This window comes from Aestuariibius sp. HNIBRBA575, assembly GCF_040932005.1.
Classification (GTDB): Bacteria; Pseudomonadota; Alphaproteobacteria; order Rhodobacterales; family Rhodobacteraceae; genus CANLNM01.
The window spans coordinates 2,772,124-2,790,296 of record NZ_CP162414.1; the positions used below are offsets into that span (position 1 = coordinate 2,772,124).

18 protein-coding genes are annotated in these 18,173 nt (G+C 54.8%); 6 read left to right on the forward strand and 12 right to left on the reverse strand.

The features are described from left to right. Window positions 1–37: 37 nt before the first annotated feature. A complete protein-coding gene (locus tag AB1F12_RS13945; protein ID WP_368184974.1) occupies window positions 38–859 on the reverse strand; it encodes a DUF6473 family protein in 822 nt (273 codons plus the stop codon). A gap of 174 nt (window positions 860–1,033) precedes the next feature. Between AB1F12_RS13945 and AB1F12_RS13950 the strand changes: the two genes are divergently transcribed. Continuing rightward, window positions 1,034–1,909 (forward strand): 3-hydroxybutyryl-CoA dehydrogenase, encoded by an 876-nt coding sequence (locus AB1F12_RS13950; RefSeq protein ID WP_368184975.1) that lies wholly within the window; start codon window positions 1,034–1,036, stop codon window positions 1,907–1,909. A 23-nt stretch (window positions 1,910–1,932) separates the two neighbouring features. Here the strand turns inward: AB1F12_RS13950 and AB1F12_RS13955 are convergent, their stop codons facing one another. Genes AB1F12_RS13955 through AB1F12_RS13985 form a run of 7 tightly spaced genes read right to left on the reverse strand, consistent with a single transcriptional unit; the run spans window position 1,933 to window position 7,379 of the window. Then, window positions 1,933–2,820, reverse strand: coding sequence for a lysophospholipid acyltransferase family protein (locus AB1F12_RS13955; RefSeq protein ID WP_368188377.1), 888 nt, complete (start codon window positions 2,818–2,820; stop codon window positions 1,933–1,935). A gap of 55 nt (window positions 2,821–2,875) precedes the next feature. Next, entirely contained in the window at window positions 2,876–3,154 is a 279-nt protein-coding gene (locus tag AB1F12_RS13960) for an HPr family phosphocarrier protein (protein ID WP_368184976.1), read from the reverse strand. Further along, a complete protein-coding gene (locus tag AB1F12_RS13965) occupies window positions 3,151–3,555 on the reverse strand; it encodes a PTS sugar transporter subunit IIA (RefSeq protein WP_368184977.1) in 405 nt (134 codons plus the stop codon). Before AB1F12_RS13965 ends, AB1F12_RS13960 begins: the two co-directional genes overlap by 4 nt. Beyond that, window positions 3,552–4,508 carry an RNase adapter RapZ gene (gene rapZ, locus AB1F12_RS13970; protein WP_368184978.1) on the reverse strand — a complete coding sequence of 319 codons (957 nt, stop codon included), beginning with the start codon at window positions 4,506–4,508 and terminating at the stop codon, window positions 3,552–3,554. The genes AB1F12_RS13965 and rapZ overlap by 4 nt, the downstream gene beginning before the upstream one ends. Then, window positions 4,508–4,948, reverse strand: coding sequence for an HPr kinase/phosphorylase (locus AB1F12_RS13975; protein WP_368184979.1), 441 nt, complete (start codon window positions 4,946–4,948; stop codon window positions 4,508–4,510). Before AB1F12_RS13975 ends, rapZ begins: the two co-directional genes overlap by 1 nt. Next, window positions 4,926–6,662 carry a sensor N-terminal transmembrane domain-containing protein gene (locus tag AB1F12_RS13980; RefSeq protein ID WP_368184980.1) on the reverse strand — a complete coding sequence of 579 codons (1,737 nt, stop codon included), beginning with the start codon at window positions 6,660–6,662 and terminating at the stop codon, window positions 4,926–4,928. The genes AB1F12_RS13975 and AB1F12_RS13980 overlap by 23 nt, the downstream gene beginning before the upstream one ends. Window positions 6,663–6,677: 15 nt before the next feature. Then, window positions 6,678–7,379, reverse strand: coding sequence for a response regulator transcription factor (locus tag AB1F12_RS13985; RefSeq protein WP_368184981.1), 702 nt, complete (start codon window positions 7,377–7,379; stop codon window positions 6,678–6,680). Window positions 7,380–7,692: 313 nt separating this feature from the next. Between AB1F12_RS13985 and AB1F12_RS13990 the strand changes: the two genes are divergently transcribed. Both AB1F12_RS13990 and AB1F12_RS13995 read left to right on the forward strand, forming a co-directional pair. Continuing rightward, window positions 7,693–9,288: a phosphoenolpyruvate carboxykinase gene (locus AB1F12_RS13990; RefSeq protein ID WP_368184982.1), complete on the forward strand. Its 1,596-nt coding sequence runs from the start codon at window positions 7,693–7,695 to the stop codon at window positions 9,286–9,288. 114 nt (window positions 9,289–9,402) lie between these two features. Continuing rightward, the gene (locus AB1F12_RS13995) at window positions 9,403–9,954 is read left to right on the forward strand and encodes a DUF3859 domain-containing protein (RefSeq protein WP_368184983.1); all 552 of its coding nucleotides are present in this window, start codon (window positions 9,403–9,405) and stop codon (window positions 9,952–9,954) included. A 34-nt stretch (window positions 9,955–9,988) separates the two neighbouring features. On the opposite strand, the gene AB1F12_RS14000 is transcribed toward AB1F12_RS13995, so the two are convergent. The 3 genes from AB1F12_RS14000 to AB1F12_RS14010 form a co-directional block, all read right to left on the reverse strand. After that, the gene (locus tag AB1F12_RS14000; protein WP_368184984.1) at window positions 9,989–10,213 is read right to left on the reverse strand and encodes a hypothetical protein; all 225 of its coding nucleotides are present in this window, start codon (window positions 10,211–10,213) and stop codon (window positions 9,989–9,991) included. A gap of 810 nt (window positions 10,214–11,023) precedes the next feature. Then, window positions 11,024–11,497 (reverse strand): GNAT family N-acetyltransferase, encoded by a 474-nt coding sequence (locus AB1F12_RS14005; protein ID WP_368184985.1) that lies wholly within the window; start codon window positions 11,495–11,497, stop codon window positions 11,024–11,026. A gap of 139 nt (window positions 11,498–11,636) precedes the next feature. Next, complete coding sequence (locus AB1F12_RS14010; RefSeq protein WP_368184986.1) at window positions 11,637–12,404, reverse strand: sulfite exporter TauE/SafE family protein; 768 nt, start codon at window positions 12,402–12,404, stop codon at window positions 11,637–11,639. Between the two features lie 146 nt (window positions 12,405–12,550). On the opposite strand from AB1F12_RS14010, the gene AB1F12_RS14015 reads away from it, so the two are divergent. Further along, on the forward strand, window positions 12,551–14,242 hold the full coding sequence (locus AB1F12_RS14015) for an acyl-CoA dehydrogenase family protein (RefSeq protein WP_368184987.1): 1,692 nt from the start codon (window positions 12,551–12,553) through the stop codon (window positions 14,240–14,242). A 15-nt stretch (window positions 14,243–14,257) separates the two neighbouring features. On the opposite strand, the gene AB1F12_RS14020 is transcribed toward AB1F12_RS14015, so the two are convergent. Further along, a complete protein-coding gene (locus tag AB1F12_RS14020; protein WP_368184988.1) occupies window positions 14,258–15,220 on the reverse strand; it encodes an L-threonylcarbamoyladenylate synthase in 963 nt (320 codons plus the stop codon). 111 nt (window positions 15,221–15,331) lie between these two features. Here AB1F12_RS14020 and AB1F12_RS14025 point away from each other — a divergent pair, with 111 nt between their 5' ends. Beyond that, window positions 15,332–17,035 carry an acyl-CoA dehydrogenase gene (locus AB1F12_RS14025; RefSeq protein ID WP_368184989.1) on the forward strand — a complete coding sequence of 568 codons (1,704 nt, stop codon included), beginning with the start codon at window positions 15,332–15,334 and terminating at the stop codon, window positions 17,033–17,035. After that, window positions 17,035–18,072 carry an MBL fold metallo-hydrolase gene (locus AB1F12_RS14030; protein ID WP_368184990.1) on the forward strand — a complete coding sequence of 346 codons (1,038 nt, stop codon included), beginning with the start codon at window positions 17,035–17,037 and terminating at the stop codon, window positions 18,070–18,072. The genes AB1F12_RS14025 and AB1F12_RS14030 overlap by 1 nt, the downstream gene beginning before the upstream one ends. The last annotated feature ends 101 nt before the right edge of the window (window positions 18,073–18,173 follow it).

Below are 18,173 nucleotides of genomic sequence, written 5' to 3' on the forward strand. Positions count from 1 at the left end.
CAAAAGGCCCACTTTGTGTGGGCCTTTTTTGTTTGGATCAGATCATCGTATTCAACACAGCACACATTTGTTCCGCCGCGGTTTCATGGGCCGTAAGCCCCAGCATTTGCGCCGCTGAATGCGCCTCAGCCGGGCCGTAAATCAGTGCCTCTGCCCCGCTGGCCAAATCGGCTTGGCTGGGTACGATTTCAACATATCCTTGGGTAAGGGCAGAAATTTCATCCAGCATATTGCGCGAAACAAATAACGGATCAGACCGCATAATTGTTTCTTCGTCATCCGGCGCATGTTCTGCCATCCACAGCAACAAAGCCGGACCCCGAATTTCTGCCAATAAGCTCTGCATCGAATGCAACCATTGGGCCTGCAATTCCTCGCGGACCAATTCAAACCGTTCAGGCGATGTCAGCAGCAAAACCGCCAGCATATGCCGTGTGAACGTGAAATTGGCAAAATCCACATCCGGATATAACGTGACAAGAGCCGCCGTCGGGCGCAGAAACCGATCATTGCGACGCGGATGCACCGTGTAGAACCGATTTGACTGGTTTTGTGCGCCCATCACCTGAACCACCACCGCAGCCGCATCATGACAGGCCGCCATCATGGCGCTGTCACGAATATAGGCATCAATCCCAGCATTCACACAGCCGAAATTCACACAAGTCCGCCCCAGTTGGATCTGCATTAAATCTGTAAACGTCGTCGCAAGGAAACGGCCATATGTTTCATTACCACCGATACAAGCCACATAATCCCCATCCAGGGATTTGCGCGGCCCACGAAAGTACAAGCGACTAAGCCCGTACTGACACGGGGCGTAATCAAGACCAAACTGGCCTAATGTTTCTAGTTTCATGGTTCCCACCACATTTTTTACTCACCACGGTCAAGTTTCGCGCACAGGTCTTGCCAAATTGCTAAATCGCGGCGTTGAAACAAAGTTTAATGACCTTCTCACCTTGTCCCTGCCCCATCCCCGTGCCTATCTTGCGCAGACGCCACCCAGAACAGCACATAAGGGATCTGAGACATGGATATCGAACGCGTAGGGATCGTTGGCGCAGGCCAAATGGGCAACGGCATCGCACACGTGTTTGCTTTGGCCGGGTATGACGTCTTGATGACGGACATTTCGCAGGATTCCCTGGATGCTGGACGTGCACTGATCTCCAAAAATCTGGATCGTCAGGTCGCACGGGAAAAAATCAGCCAAGCCGCCAAAGACGCAGCAATGGCGCGGATCAACTCTACTTTGACGTTGACCGATTTGGGGCAAACGGACCTGATTATTGAGGCCGCAACCGAACGCGAAACCGTCAAACAGGCCATTTTCGAAGAATTGGTGCCTCATCTAAAACCCAACACAATTCTGACGTCCAACACATCGTCAATCTCGATCACACGACTGGCAAGCCGCACCGATCGCCCCGAGAAATTCATGGGATTTCATTTCATGAACCCTGTGCCGATCATGCAATTGGTTGAATTGATCCGCGGCATTGCCACCGACAAAGATACATTTGATACGCTGCATGCCGTGGTCGAAAAGCTGGGCAAAACATCCGCAACAGCCGAAGATTTCCCTGCCTTCATCGTTAACCGCATCCTAATGCCGATGATCAACGAAGCGATTTACACCCTTTATGAAGGCGTCGGAAATGTGCGCAGCATTGATACTTCGTTAAAATTGGGGGCAAATCACCCCATGGGACCGCTGGAATTGGCGGATTTTATTGGGCTGGATACGTGCCTTGCGATCATGAACGTGCTGCATGACGGGCTAGCGGACACTAAATACCGCCCATGCCCCCTGCTGACCAAATATGTCGAAGCAGGCTGGCTAGGCCGTAAAACCAATCGTGGGTTTTATGATTATTCCGGGGAAACACCGGTTCCGACCCGATAGGGCACATCCAGTTTCAGCCCCAATCAGGCTGGATCAATATCCGGGTTCTTACCCAAGGCCAGCGTATGTTCGCGCAGATAGGTCATAAATCCACGTGGATCTTTGCCCAGTTCATTGGCCAATTCCGGTGTGATCGGTTTGCCAATAATGGGTGCCTGAGGTTTATCAAAGGCGTGCACAACCTCATGGATCAGCAGGCCCTGACGCAATGATGGCGAAATATTCGCCGCCATTTGATAGGCCCGCGAGTTTGATCCCTGAAAGAAGCAAGGCACAACAGTCGCCCCGGATCTGCGGATCATTTTCGCAGTGAAAACATTCCACTCGGCCTCTTCTGCGGGGCCAAACATGGATTTCGCCTGTGCGACGACCCCAGACGGAAACAAGGCGATCATGCCGTTTTTATCCAGATGATCCATCGCCTTAGCGCGCATTTCGATCATCTTGCGCTGCGCGTCATCCTCATGGGGGAATGGCACCGGGATCATGTAACTGGCCGCGCTTTCATCAATACCTGTCAGCATGGCGCGGGTCAAAATCCGGTAATCATTGCGCCGACGTCCAATGACATCCGCCAAAACCATGCCGTCGATCATCCCATGTGGGTGGTTTGACACCAAAATAACCGGACCTTCGGCGGGAATGCGATCCAATTGCGATTGGGGCGTTTGAATGTCGATCCCCATGATCCGCATCGTCGCTGGCCAGAATTCTTGGCCTGCGGGAACGCCGCTTTTCTCAAAGGCACGGATGCGCCGAATGACCTGAATTTTACCGGTGGCCCATTCGATTGCTTTGATCAACAGCCGTTTGGCCGGATTGTCAAAGGTGTCAGAATACGTGAGCGCCCGCCGATCATAGATGCGGGGTGCATCTTTGCCTTTCGGTGTGGTCGCATTACGGCTTGTCATATCTGTCAAACGGCCCGTCCCTGACTCATCATTCTTGGATTTGGGCCTTTGGGCCTCAGTTACCTTCGCCGAATTTATCGGCAACCAGCGCTTCGATTGCACCTGCAAGCTTTTCCGCCTCAGGCCCACTGGTTTCAACCTCAATAAAGGTTCCGATTGACGCTGCCAACATCAAAAGCCCCATGATCGAATCGCCCGACGCATCCATCCCGTCCTTAAAAACAGTGGCGTTCGCGTCATGCTGTTCGACCACTTCGACCAATTTGGCCGAGGCGCGCGCATGCAAACCTTTGATGTTCACGATTTCCAATTTACGCATAACTGCCTGTGTCATGAACCCGCATCGCCCCCTGTCATCATATGAGCATTGATATATTTTCGCCCGGCTTCCAGTGCTGCGTTCACAGCTTCTGGTACTGTCTTTTTACGACTTTTTGCCAATTTGACCAACATAGGTAAATTTGCGCCATATAAAATGCGCCGATTGTCGCAATTACAGGCCAACAAAGACAAATTTGACGGCGATCCACCAAACATATCCGTGACGATCACCACGCCTTGGCCGCTATCAACCGCATCGGCCGCTTCGCAAATTTCGATTTGCTTTGCGCCTCGGTCTTCTTCGGCCTGGATCGGAATTGCGCGCACACCTTTTTGCTTGCCGACAACATGTTCGACGGCATTCAGATATTCCGTAGCAAGACCCCCATGGGCCACTATGACAATGCCGATCATTGACCGGTTTTCCCCGATTTTGCAGGCGCCAAAACATCGGCGCGCCGTTCCAATTCCCGATGCCGTATAGACACCCGCCAATCAGCACGCGCAAGGGATTTGGCCATTCTTTCCGTCACTGCAACCGATCTGTGTTGCCCTCCGGTACACCCAAAACCGATAGACAGGTGTGATTTGCCCTCAGCCTTGTAGGATGGCAGTAGAAATGAAATCAATTCAAACACGCGATGGTAGAATTCATCGAATCGCTCATCCGCGGCGACATAGGCATCCACGTCTTTGCTGCGCCCGTCCATTTGCCGCAATGAGGGGTCCCAGTAGGGATTGCGCAAAAACCGGCAATCCAAAACAATGTCGATCCCGCGCGGCAATCCCCGTTTATATGAAAACGACTGCACCGACACACCGAAGCCCTGCGCGCCGTCAGGTGCAAACCAAGCTTCGATATCGGCCTTTAGATCATGGGGCGACAGGTTGGATGTATCGATCAAGAAATCCGCACGCGCCCGAATGGGAACCAATAATTCGATTTCCTTGGTGATCCCGGACAATGGCGGATCGGCAGGGGCCAATGGATGGCGGCGGCGGGTTTCTGAATACCGCCGCACCAGAACCTCGACCGAACAATCCAGATATAACACCTGCGCATCCACGCCCGATCCCGCTGACAGACGATCAATCAACGAAATCACTGTATCCGTTTGGAAATCCCGGTTTCGCACGTCCAGCCCCAACGCCAATGGACGGCCAATTGGTGGCGCGTCCAGCAGATGCGGCAGAAGGCTGATCGGCAAATTGTCGATCACTTCATAACCCAGATCCTCTAGTGTTTTGATCGCTGTGGACCGCCCTGCCCCCGAAGGACCTGTGACAAACAAAACATGCTGTGAGGCATCGTCGATATCCGTTTCGGATGTCTCTTTTGTTTGGTCAGAAGGCGTCAAAGCAGGCATCAGGCGGAACGTCCCCGTTTCAAATATTGCAGGATCATATAGGCCAGATGATCCCTTCCCTTGCCCCAAATCAAGGGCAATTGCACATCAAGGAATGTCACATTCCGATGAGGTGGCAGGCGGTCGGGTTCAACATGGTCCAAATCAACACAAAGCGCGAGCGCGGTGGGGTCTGCTGGATTGGCGTTCAAAATGCCGACATGTCGTGCTTCTATTTTGCCGGACAGTTGCGATGGAACCGAGGCGATGATGCGGTCATCCAAACGGTTGAGAATGGTTTTGTCATCCGCAATCAGCGCGCAATTCAACGCCATCAACTGCAACGCCAATGTTGATTTCCCGGTTCCAGATCCCCCCATTATCAGCACTGCGCGCTCTTGGAACGCGATCGCGGATGCATGCACACATATCGTGTGATCAGATGGGCAGACCAACGACAAAGCGTGCTCCCAGGGGGTCAGAGGTGATATCGGCTTCGGTGGGGCGGATGTTTTCGGCCCAGATCACGCCGCCATGCGCCTCTACAATTTGTTTAGAAATCGCAAGCCCAAGCCCGGAATTGTTGCCAAATTGCTGTTCGGGGCGTTCTGAATAGAACCGCGTGAACACCTTGGTCAACGCGCCGTCCGGAATACCGGGGCCAGTATCTTCGACGACGATCAAAACCCGATTTTCGCGGCGTCGCGCCCAAACCCGGATCGCATCCCCGTCTTCACAAAACGAAATCGCATTGGTGATCAGGTTGACAAACACCTGTGCCAATCGGCCTTCCAGCCCATGCACTTCTATCGGGCCGTCTGGCAGGTCGGAAATAAACTCAACCCCGTTGGCCTTGGCTTGTTCGCCCAAAAACTGGTTGATGTTTTTCAAAACAACCAACAGATCAAAGGCTTGCTCTTCTTCGCGTACCAGTTCGGAATCCAACCGCGAGGCGTTGGAAATATCGCTGACCAATCGATCCAAACGGCGCACATCGTGATCAATCACATCCAGCAATTGATTGCGTTGATCGTCCCGTTTGGCCACCCGCATCGTGCCAACGGCCGATTGCAAGGACGCCAGCGGGTTCTTGATTTCATGCGCCACATCCGCGGCAAATTGTTCGTTGCCCTCAATGCGGTCGTAGAGCGCCGCAACCATCCCGCGCAACGCGCCGGACAGGCGGCCAATTTCATCGGGACGCCCCGTCAGATCAGGAATTCGAATGCGTGTTGGGGCCATTTTGCGGGCATTTCGATCCCGTCCCAGCTCTGCGGCATCGGCCAAATCGGAGAGAGGATTGGCAATGGTCGATGCCAACATCAGCCCCAGACCAATGGACACAATCGCACCCAGAATGAACATCTGCAAAACCAATTCGCGCTGTTGCCGTACCAACGCGTCGATTTCGCCGGCTGGGCTTACCAATGCGATGGTGCCAACCGGCGTTCCTTCATGCAAAATCGGGCTTGCGACCGTAAACACTGTTTCCCCTAGCGGGGTCAGAATGGTTTTTGCAATAGTGTCACCTGTCAGGCTTGGCTCTAACAGATCATCAATAGATTCAAGGACATGAAAGGTCTGGTCAACCTCTTCCCCACCGGGAAAAATGCTCTCGATACCCAACCAGATTGCCGCCAAAAAGTTGGAGACAACCGGAACCCGTTCCTCTTCGATTTCCAGCCCGGCAACCGGCACGTCCTCTGCAGCGGATTTCGATGCGACCAATGTCAGGCTGGGGTCAAATACGAACACCTCAATGCCACCCCGCAGGTCAAGACCTTCGAGGGTTAAAACCGCATCGACCCCGTCGCCGGACACCAAATTGACCGGCGCACCGGCCGGCAATTGCGCCTCAAACGCGTCAGCAATCAGTTCAGTTTCGGCCACCAATGACGCTGCGCGCTGCGACACCAAACTGCCACGAGACGGGTTCAGATACAGCACCCCCGCAACCAAAAGGATCAACGCCAACAGATTAAACGTGATGATTTTGCGCGCCAAAGGCGACCGTTTTAGGGTCAGCCACCCACGTTTGCGGCGGATCTGGCGATATTCGCGGTCATCGGAATTGGTCGGAACAACCCAATCGTCGCCCAAAACGACATCAGCCTCTGCCGCCGCGCGGCGGACAGAGTTTAGGTCACGAATGTCAATTTCGGGCGCAGATGTCATCGCCGGTATTATCGCCTATTCTTCGTTGTAACGGTAGCCGATACCATAAAGCGTCTCGATCGCCGAGAATTCACCATCCGCCATCCGCATTTTTTTGCGCAGCCGTTTGATGTGGCTGTCGATGGTGCGGTCATCCACATAGACCTGATCGTCATAGGCCACATCCATCAGCTGGTCGCGGGATTTCACAAAGCCCGGACGCTGCGCAAGCGCCTGCAGCAACAGAAATTCCGTGACAGTCAGCGACACGTCACGGCCTTTCCATTTCACGGCATGGCGCAGGGGATCCATCACCAGATCGCCGCGGTTCATCACTTTGTTTTCTTCTGTATCAGCAACCACTTCGCCAGAAATCGCATCCTGACGGCGCAGCAATGCGCGGATGCGTTCCACCAGCAAACGTTGGGAAAATGGCTTTTTGACGTAGTCATCGGCGCCCATACGCAGGCCCAGAACTTCGTCAATTTCGTCGTCTTTGGATGTCAGGAAAATCACCGGCATCGACGTTTTTTGGCGCAAACGCTGTAGCAGATCCATGCCATCCATCCGTGGCATTTTAATATCCAAAACAGCCATATCCGGCATCCGCTTGTTGAAAGCGTCCAGCGCAGATTGACCATCATTATAGGTTTCGACCTCAAAGCCTTCTGCTTCGAGCGTCATGGACACAGATGTCAGGATGTTCCTGTCATCGTCCACCAATGCAATTTTCGACATGGGTTTACCCTTACTGCTCTCAAGTTCTATTTTTTGCCTGCTTTTTCAACATTAATGCCCCGCAAACACCGAGCGAATCAAGCAAATGTGCGAATCACGTCGTAATCTGACTCTATGTTGTGACTTAAAAGCCTTACGAACGGCTAAATTCCGCCCATTAACCAAGCTGCCCCCAAACGTTGTCGCTACCGTTTGCGCTAACCGGAACTTGGTTGCGCTAACTGCCCCGGACGGGCCTATTCAGTTCCAATTTCAGCATGTTAAGGGAAAGACCTACTTGGGCAGCAACGCCCCATAATCAGGAGCAAGACTTATGGACCACGGACGCGTGAATCCGACCATGAAACTCGAAGATCAAGGCATCAGCGGGCTAGGTCAGGTCTATTACAACTATCTTGAACCTGACCTGATCGCTGAGGCGATCAAACGGGGCGAGGGTACATTGGGCAAAGGCGGCGCCATGCTGGTCACCACCGGGAAATTCACCGGTCGCTCCCCCAAAGACAAACATGTCGTGCGTTCCGCCAGCACCGAAAGCACCATCTGGTGGGAAAACAACACCGCCATGGAGCCCGATGCATTTGATCGTCTTTATGACGACATGACCGAGCACATGAAGGGTCGTGAATATTTCGTTCAGGATCTGGTGGGCGGCGCGGACCCGCAGCTGCAACTGGACGTGCGGATGGTCACCGAACTGGCGTGGCATTCCCTGTTCATCCGTCACATGCTGCGCCGTCCGGCCCGCGAAGACCTGATGAGCTTTGCGCCCGACTTCACCATCATCAACTGCCCAACCTTTAAGGCGGACCCGGAAAAACATGGCTGCCGGTCTGACACAGTGATCGCGATCAACTTTGACCGCAAAATGATCCTGATCGGTGGCACGGAATATGCCGGTGAAAACAAGAAATCGGTGTTCACATTGCTGAACTACATCCTGCCCGGCAAAGGCGTGATGGCGATGCATTGTTCGGCCAACCACGCCATTGGCAACCCGGTTGATACGGCCGTATTCTTTGGTCTGTCCGGCACGGGTAAAACCACATTATCCGCTGATCCTGGCCGCGTGTTGATCGGTGACGACGAACATGGTTGGTCCGATCGCGGTACGTTCAACTTTGAGGGTGGCTGCTATGCCAAAACCATCAATCTGAACGCCGAAGCCGAGCCTGAAATCTTTGCGACCACGTCCAAATTTGGCACTGTGATCGAAAACATGGTGTTTGACCCAGAGACCAAGGAACTGGACTTTGAGGATGACAGCCTGACCGCCAACATGCGTTGCGCCTACCCGCTGGAATACATTTCCAACGCGTCGGAATCCGCACTGGGTGGCCACCCCAAAAACATCATCATGCTGACCTGCGATGCTTTTGGTGTTCTGCCCCCCATCGCGCGCCTGACACCGGCCCAAGCGATGTATCACTTCTTGTCTGGCTTTACCTCCAAGGTCGCAGGCACAGAGCGCGGCGTAACCGAACCAGAGCCAACATTTTCGACCTGTTTCGGCGCGCCATTCATGCCCCGCCGCCCAGAAGCCTACGGCAACCTGCTGCGTCAGAAAATTGCGTCCCATGGCGCAACCTGCTGGCTGGTCAACACCGGCTGGACCGGCGGTGCCTATGGCACAGGATCACGCATGCCGATCAAGGCCACACGTGCCCTATTGACCGCCGCGCTGGACGGGTCCCTATCAGAGGCAACGTTCCGCAAGGACCCGAACTTTGGCTTCGAAGTGCCCGTCACGGTTGATGGCGTAGACAGCAAATTGCTGGACCCTCGCGCGACTTGGGGGGATGCGGCGGCCTATGATGCGCAGGCGCAGAAACTCGTCGAAATGTTCTCGGACAATTTCGAACAATACCTGCCCTTTATCGACGAAGATGTGCGCGCAGCCGCGATCTAAGTCAGCTTACAAATCCTCAAAAGGCCGTCCATTTGGGCGGCCTTTTTTGTGGCACATTGACTTCGATCCCGAAGTTTCTGATCCTGAGGTCATTCCAATGATCTAGGCCCTATTATGTTTCGTTTTGCCGTCCCTGCCGCAGGTTTCATCGCCACCTTCGCCCATTTCGCATTTGCCCAAGTGGCCGAGGATTACATCGCGCCACAGATCGCATTTCTTGAGGCAGGGATTGTCTGTGAAACGCCGTCCACGGGCACCCGCGTCGCACCGGATACCGCCATCGGCTATATCGACGTGATCGAAGGGTCGCCCGATTTTATATCCAACAGCCGCGTTGTGCCCGCCGTGCCCGGCATCCATTTCGGGATCAAAGCCAGCATCATGGGGGATGCGGATTTAGACGGGATCACCATCCACACCTACCACCCGCCGTTCAAGGATACAGGCCTGACCCATCAGCAATACCAGACATCCCTTGCGGGTTCTGGCCCGCCCAGCGGCAGCTATTACGGTTTGGATTTCGATTACGAAGTGGTCACCGGCACTTGGGTGTTTGAGGCCGAGTTTGAAGGGTTTACCCTGTACCGGGTGGCGTTCGAACTGGTGGACCCAACGTTGGTGCCGGAACTGGCCGAGGCGTGCAATTATTCCGATTTGTTTTCTTAGGTGCTGACGTCCTCTGAGCAACCTTTGTTGCAACTCAGCGAAACGTCTGAGTGATGATGATCTGACCCACAATGGCGTTGTTGAATGCATCCATTTCTTCGGCGGGAATCCAATACTCTAAATGTGCTCGACCACCCGCTTCCTGAACGTCATAGGCGTCCAAATAAGACTTTAGCACTTCAAAGCGCGTGACAAACCCTGAACCGCTTGCCTTCACATTCCAATCCCGAGCGATCTTGATGGCGTAATCTTCGGTCAAAACGGGATAAAAATAGGTTGTTCGGGCAAACGAGGCGGAAATACTCGCATATCGGTTTGCTCAATAAGCACAAGCTCCTCTGGCCCTATCGGCCGCCAGAGCGTCACAGTTTGAATATCATTTTCCATACCAATCTATAAACACCGGTCCACCACAATTTTCAAGATGGGAACGTCACAATAGGTTCAGCCCGGCGATCACAAAACTTGTGGCAGTTACGACCAAACAAATGGGTTTTTCAACGTCCGATGCGCGGGACAAAGCTGCCGTCTGCCGAATACTATTCTAGCGTCGGCGTTTGGCAAACTAGACAATGAACGATGGTCTTTGGCGACCTTTTCATCGTACTATAACACTTTGAACGACCCCCTTTGTGGAGGCCAAGTTGCCATGATTTTTAGCCAGCAAGAGCAGAAAGCTGTGGACAGCCTACTGGAAATATCACTCCTGAACGATCCGATGTTCTCACCCGAACTATTTCACACGTTGGCAGGTATAACCCCCGAAGAAGTCTCACATCTCTTGAATAATTCTGAGGCTACAGTTGAAAGTCACTTCATGACGAGGCGTTTGGTATTTGATGTACTTAACAATTTGGTGAACTATCCTCACCGGCAGAGCGCACGAATTTTGTCTTGTACCGGGCTGACCAATGGCCCTGTACGCGAATTATGTGACAGACTTAGGGCACTTGGGGTCTAAGCAGCTTTTCAAAGCGGTCACTTAAGTTCCGCGCAGCATCCTTCAGTTTAGGCTCTAAGCCGACCTTCTCAGCAGTTTAAACCGATATCCGCCAAGCGAACTTGGTGCTCATTCAGTATTCAAGCGATATTTAAGAAAGGTTGCCCCGCCATAGTCAATTTCCGCGACGAATATTGCGCCAAGTCTTTTGAGCGCCCCAAGATTTTTACGCGACGGTGGAAGCAGGAAAGTAACGAAGGGGATGCGCTTATCAGTGGTCGCAAATTCGATCGCTTTTTTAGAGATGCGAGTACCCAACCCAAAAGAATTGGGCTTAAGAACCAGACCAAAATCCCACTCATCTCCTTCCTTTTGAAATCCACCCCAACCGACGTATTTTCCGTTCAGAAATATAGCCCAATGGCCAAGCCCATCGCGACGCCAGCACTCTTCTTTGGCGGCGACAAAACTGGCAACGGCCGCTTCATCCCACTCAAAAGTCAGCAGCGGCATATGCTCGCCTACGCGGGGATCGGACATATGAGCGATGATTTCGGCTGGATCGACCTCGGTCAATCTGGCGAATGTAATGCTGTGTTTCAAAGGCCCTACCAACGATATGGATCGGATATTTCAATACTCGAACGCCTGATCCCAAACAATAACAATTGGCATAAACCGCGTTTAGTCACTGGCATTTGAACGGCTCAATTCGATGGACGGGTCGACCCTGAAACATACCTTAAATCAGCCCGCGCCGGATTAGGTTCAGCCCGGCGATCAACAACACAAACAACGTCAATTTACGGAACGTCGCCTGATCGATTCGGTCATGCAGCATAAAGCCGATCCGGATGCCCAGAATGGCCGGCAGCAACAAAAACACCGAGAACGGTATGGTTTCACGGCTCAAGATGCCCGAATTCAGATGCCCAAACAGCAGCACAATGGCGCCGATACCATAGACCACGCCCTGGACGGCGATCTGTCGGGCTTTGGGCGTGTCCAGCGCCACCAGATATAACACGGTTGTCGGCCCCCACGTGCCAGCCAGCCCGCCGAGCACGCCTGAAATCACCCCAATGATCACCGACGCGATCCGGTGTTTGTCCGGGCCGACCTGCAATCTGAACCCGGCCAATTGCATGGCACATAACAACGTCACTGGAATGCCCAAAACCAAATACATAACTTGGGTGGGGATCACGGTGACAAATTGCGCAGTGATGAAAATCATCACGCAAACAATCGCAATATACAGACCAAAGTCGCGCAAAGCCTGCCGCGCGGTTTCCATCCCCCCGCGCATGATTTGCATCACATTGGTTAAAACCGTAGGCAGGATGATTCCCGCGACTACCAATTTGGGGTCCAGAACCATGCCCATTCCGACCACCATAATCAGCGGCATGGCAAAGCCAACAGCGCCTTTGACGATCCCGGCGCAAACCGTAACCGCAAAACAAAACGCCAATAGGTCATAGGTTAAAACGTCAGGAAGCCATGTCATTTAATGTGTTTACCCGGTCTGACATTGCAGCGCAGCAATATTTACGCGCGACATTAATGAACATAAAGATACTTAACTGCGTATTATTATTGCGCTGCGACTGCAAAGTGGGTATCTCTGCACCTGCGAAATAAAGGATGTTCACAATGCCCCATGACGGACAGGATATGACCCAGACCACGCCCCATTCCCCGATCCTACCGGATGTGTTGACCCTGACCGGTGCGGCGATTGCCCCGGCAGAGGCCGTGTTGGACAAAGCCAAAGCCAGCGTGCGCGCCCTATGTGAACAGGACGGGCGTGTATCCGGCGGATTGATCGAACAACACCAAGGTGCAGCGCATGGGCTGGCGTGGTTGGCCACATATGTGGAATCTCTGCGTCAGATGCAGGCTTGGGCCACGCGATTGCAAGCTGACGGCAAATTCGGCGAAATCGAACAATTGCTGCATCAGATCGCCTTTGGTGAATATCTGTGGCAGATCTACGGCGGCATCCCCATGAACCAAGGCGAAGTGGTGCGCCTACAGGATATGGGGCTGACCCAAGATGACGCGCGGGTTTTGATGACCCCCGAGGTGATGCAGCTCTGCGATAATGGCAATTCCCAAGCCGCGCGGTTGCGGTTGGTGGTTTTGATGCAGGAACAATCCGCCAATATCACGGTGGGGGCATCGGGGCTGGACGAAGAGCTGGAAATGATCCGCGAACAGTTCCGCCGCTATGCGGTGGAAAAGGTCGAACCCCATGCCCATGATTGGCACCTAAAGGACGAATTGATCCCGATGGAAATCATCGAAGATCTGGCCGAAATGGGCGTTTTCGGCCTAACCATCCCCGAAGAATTCGGCGGTTTCGGCCTGTCCAAAGCGTCGATGGTTGTCGTTTCTGAGGAATTGTCGCGCGGCTATATCGGTGTCGGATCACTGGGCACCCGGTCCGAAATCGCAGCGGAACTGATCCTATGTGGCGGCACCGACGCGCAAAAGGAACATTGGCTGCCCAAATTGGCCAGTGCCGAAATCCTGCCAACGGCTGTGTTCACCGAACCCAACACTGGGTCCGATCTGGGCAGCCTGCGCACCCGCGCCGTCAAGGATGGCGACGAATACTGCGTCACCGGCAATAAAACTTGGATCACCCATGCGGCGCGCACCCATGTGATGACCCTGCTGGCCCGCACCGATCCTGACACGACCAACCACAAAGGTCTGTCGATGTTTCTGGCCGAAAAAACGCCGGGCGATGATGCAAATCCATTCCCGACCGAGGGCATGACTGGCGGCGAAATCGAAGTGCTGGGTTATCGTGGCATGAAGGAATACGAGCTGGGCTTTGATAATTTCAAAGTAAAGGCCGAAAACCTGCTGGGCGGTGAAGAAGGCAAAGGCTTTAAGCAGCTGATGGAAACCTTTGAAAGCGCACGCATTCAAACCGCCGCGCGTGCCATTGGCGTGGCGCAATCGGCGTTAGATGTGGGCATGCAATACGGCATCGACCGCAAACAATTCGGCAAAAGCCTGATCGAATTCCCACGTGTGGCCAGCAAATTGGCGATGATGGCCGTGGAAATCATGGTTGCGCGTCAGCTGACCTATTTTTCCGCTTGGGAAAAGGATCACGGTCATCGCTGCGATCTAGAGGCGGGCATGGCGAAATTGCTGGGCGCGCGCGTGGCTTGGGCTGCGGCGGATAATGCGTTGCAAATCCACGGTGGCAACGGCTTTGCCACAGAATACAAGGTCAGCCGCATCCTGTGTGACGCCCGGATTTTGAACATCTTTGAAGGGGCGGCCGAAATTCAGGCGCAGGTGATCGCGCGGCGTTTGCTGGGCTAATCAGACGTGAATTGATCAGGGGCGCGGTGCTGCGGCACGGCGCAACCGGTCATTAATCGCAAGGCCAAGGCCAGTATTAGGGATGGGGGAAATGGCGATTTTATCTGCACCCATCGCATCCAATTGATGCAGCATTTCAAACAGATTGGCCGCCGCTTCGATCAGATCCCCGGTCGGGGACAGGTTCAACGTGGCGTCCACATAGCCAAACCCCAACAACACCTCGCCCGACTGTGCAGCATCCGCGTTCAGCCGCACATCCCCACGCGGCGCGTAATGCGAACTAAGCTGTCCGGGGGCGGTGGGCATGTCGGCATTGACTATGTGCCGCAAAGGCTGACCAAGACAGGCCTCGATCGCCTCAACCGGAAGGCCACCGGCGCGCAGCAGTACAGGATCGGGGTCAAACCCGATGATCGTGCTTTCGACGCCGACACCGCATGCGCCGCCCAGCACCACAGCGGCGATTTTTCCGTCCAGCCCCGCCATGACGTGATCCGAATGGGTCGGGCTGATGCGCCCGGACGGGTTGGCCGATGGCGCAGCAACCGGCCCGCCAAAATCGCGCAGCAATGGGTGCGCCAGCGGATGGTCCGGCACACGCACCGCCAACGTATCCATCCCTGCGGTGACCAATTTAGACACGCCTGCATCCGGATTGAGGGGCAACACCATTGTCAACGCGCCGGGCCAGAACGCGGCTGCCAAACGCCCAGCGCCGGGGGTGAAATCCACCAATTTGCGCGCCATGGCTTCGTCTGCGACATGGGCGATCAACGGATTGAAACTGGGGCGGCCTTTGGCTGCGTAAATCCCGGCAATGGCAGTGTCGTTGCAGGCATCTGCGCCCAGCCCGTATACTGTTTCGGTTGGAAAGGCGACTTGTGCACCGGATTTCAACAATTCTACCGCACGACGGATGCCAACCGGATCGTTGGTCAGTTTTTCTGTCTGGCTTTGGGTTGGGGCGGTTTTCATGACGTGGCGTTCCGGTTTCAGCAGCGCCCCTGTCGGGCTACGTTTAGAGGGTTCCGGTTGCATACCGATTGATTGCACCGGTGCCAAGCATTGTGACCTTGGGAGAGACATATGCCATATCGCGCACCCGTTGCGGATTACCGTTTTCTGATGGACCATGTTGTCGGTTTCAAATCCGTCGCTGATACGGACCGTTTTGCAGAAGCCACGCCAGATTTGACCAATGCGATCCTCAGTGAGGCGGGCAAGCTGAGCGATGAAATCATGGCGCCTTTGCAACGCAACGGCGATTTGCATCCGGCGGTTCTGGAAAATGGGGTCGTGCGCACGTCACCCGGATTTGGCGACGCCTTTCATGCCATCGCCGAAGGCGGCTGGCTGGGCATTTCCGCTGATCCTGAAAACGGCGGCATGGGGCTGCCGATGACGTTGACGACGGCGGTAAACGACATGATGTCGGGCGCCTGTCTGTCGCTGCAATTGAACCCTTTGATGAGTCAGGGCCAAATCGAAGCGCTGGAACATCACGCCAGCGATGAAATCAAAGCGATTTACCTGCCTAAACTGATTTCCGGCAAATGGTGCGGCACCATGAACCTGACCGAGCCCCAAGCCGGGTCGGATGTGGGCGCGCTGCGTTCCAAAGCAGAACCCAACGGTGATGGCAGTTGGTCTGTCACCGGGTCGAAAATCTTTATCTCTTGGGGGGATAATGATTTTGCGGAAAACATTTGTCATTTGGTACTGGCCCGCACCCCGGATGGCAAACCCGGCACCAAAGGCATCAGCCTGTTTATGGTGCCCAAATTTATCCCCGATGCGGATGGCAATCCCGGTGAACGCAATGATCTGCGGGTTGTGAGTTTGGAACATAAAATGGGGCTGCACGGATCGCCCACCGCCGTGATGGAATATTCCGGTGCCAAAGGCTGGCTGGTGGGGCCTGAATTTGGCGGCATGGCGGCGATGTTCACCATGATGAACAATGCCCGTTTGGGCGTTGGCACGCAGGGCATCGGCAGTGCCGAAGGCGCGCTGCAACAGGCGCTGGATTACGCGTCCGAACGCAAACAGGGTCGTGCCGATGGCAGCGGCGCCATTATCGAACACGCCGATGTGCGCCGCATGTTGGCCACGATGAAGGCCGACACATTTGCCGCCCGCGCCATCGCCATGGCCTGTGCTGTGGCGATAGATATGTCCACCGCCACCGGGGATGACGCATGGAAAGCCCGCGCTGCATTCCTGACGCCCATTGCCAAATCCTTTGGCACCGATACGGGTATTCGCGTGGCCGAATTAGGGGTTCAGGTGCATGGCGGCATGGGCTTCATCGAAGAATCCGGCGCGGCGCAATGGTCGCGCGATGTGCGCGTGACGGCGATCTATGAGGGCACAAATGGCATTCAGGCGATGGATCTGGTGGCGCGCAAAATGATGGATGGCGGCGACGCGGCGTCCCGTCTGCTGGATGAAATCGAAGCCGGGGCAGAGGCAGCGCGCCCCACCCGCCCTGTCATGGCCGAAGCGGTCTGGCAGGCGGCCGAAAACCTACGCGAAGCCACCGATTGGCTGGTCGCGCAGGACAATCTACAGGATCGCTTTGCCGGGGCTGTGCCCTATCTGAATGCGTTTGCGCGGGTTCTGGGCGCACATTATCATCTGGCCGCCGCGATCAATGGCGACGTAGCACGGGTGAAACTGGCCCGGTTCTATATCAAACGGTTGCTGCCGGAACATGTCGGCCTGTTGGTCCATGTCCGTCAGGGCGCAGAGGATTTGCTGGCCATTACACCTGATGAGTTGCGCGCCTGATGTCTGAACCTATCCGCTATCCTTGGGACACGCCCCCAGCCGAGGGCGACGCGATCGAAGTCGCGCCCGGTGTGTTATGGCTGCGTCTGCCCCTGCCGATGAAACTGGATCACGTCAACATTTATGCGCTGGATGACGGCGACAGTTGGACCATCATCGACACGGGCATGACTTCACGGCGGTCTCGTGCGATCTGGCAGGGATTGCTGGACGGGGTGCTGGCTGGCAAACCTGTCGGGCGGGTGGTGGTCACCCATCATCACCCCGATCACATCGGCAATGCTGGCTGGCTGATGGAACGCGGCGCGCAATTGGTCATGCCGCGCACGGCCTATCTGATGGCGCGCATGCTGACCTTGGACGTACAAGAAACCTGGCCCGAAGAAAGCCTGCTATTTTATCGTCGTGCAGGCATGATCCCAGAGGTTTACAATGCCCGCAAAGCGGACCGTCCCTTTAATTTTTCTGACACGGTTTATCCTTTGCCACTGGGCTATACCCGCATTGTTGAGGGTGGCGTGATCCGGATGGGCGGGCGTGACTGGGATATCCGCATGGGCGCAGGCCACGCCCCAGAACACGCCACATTCTGGAGCCGGGACGACAATTTGGTGATCAGTGGCGATCAAATCCTGCCATCGATCAGCCCCAATATCGGCGTTTACCCAACCGAGCCAGAGGCTGATCCCGTGACAGATTGGCTAGAGGCCTGCGAACGATTAGCCCCCTTTGCACGCGAAGATCATCTGGTGCTGGGCGGGCATAAATTGCCTTTTACCGGCCTGCCAACCCGAATGCGGCAATTGATCGACAACCACCATGGGGCCCTCAACCGGTTAGAGACGTTCCTGTCAGAACCCAAAACCGCCGCGCAGTGTTTTATGCCTCTGTTTAAACGTGAAATTTCGGGTGGGGAATATGGTTTGGCCTTGGTCGAAGCATTGTCGCATTGTCTGCATCTATGGCATGCGGGCCGGGTTGATCGGGCGTTGGACGGGGATGCTTGGGTCTGGCACGCCAAACCAAACCCATCGTAACGTTCTGCAAATCGCCGCCCGCGTCGATTTCTGACAAACATCTGCGTGAGCTCCCCTTGCGCAGCGCCTCATCGCATGTTCCCCTATCCCAAAGGCAAGGG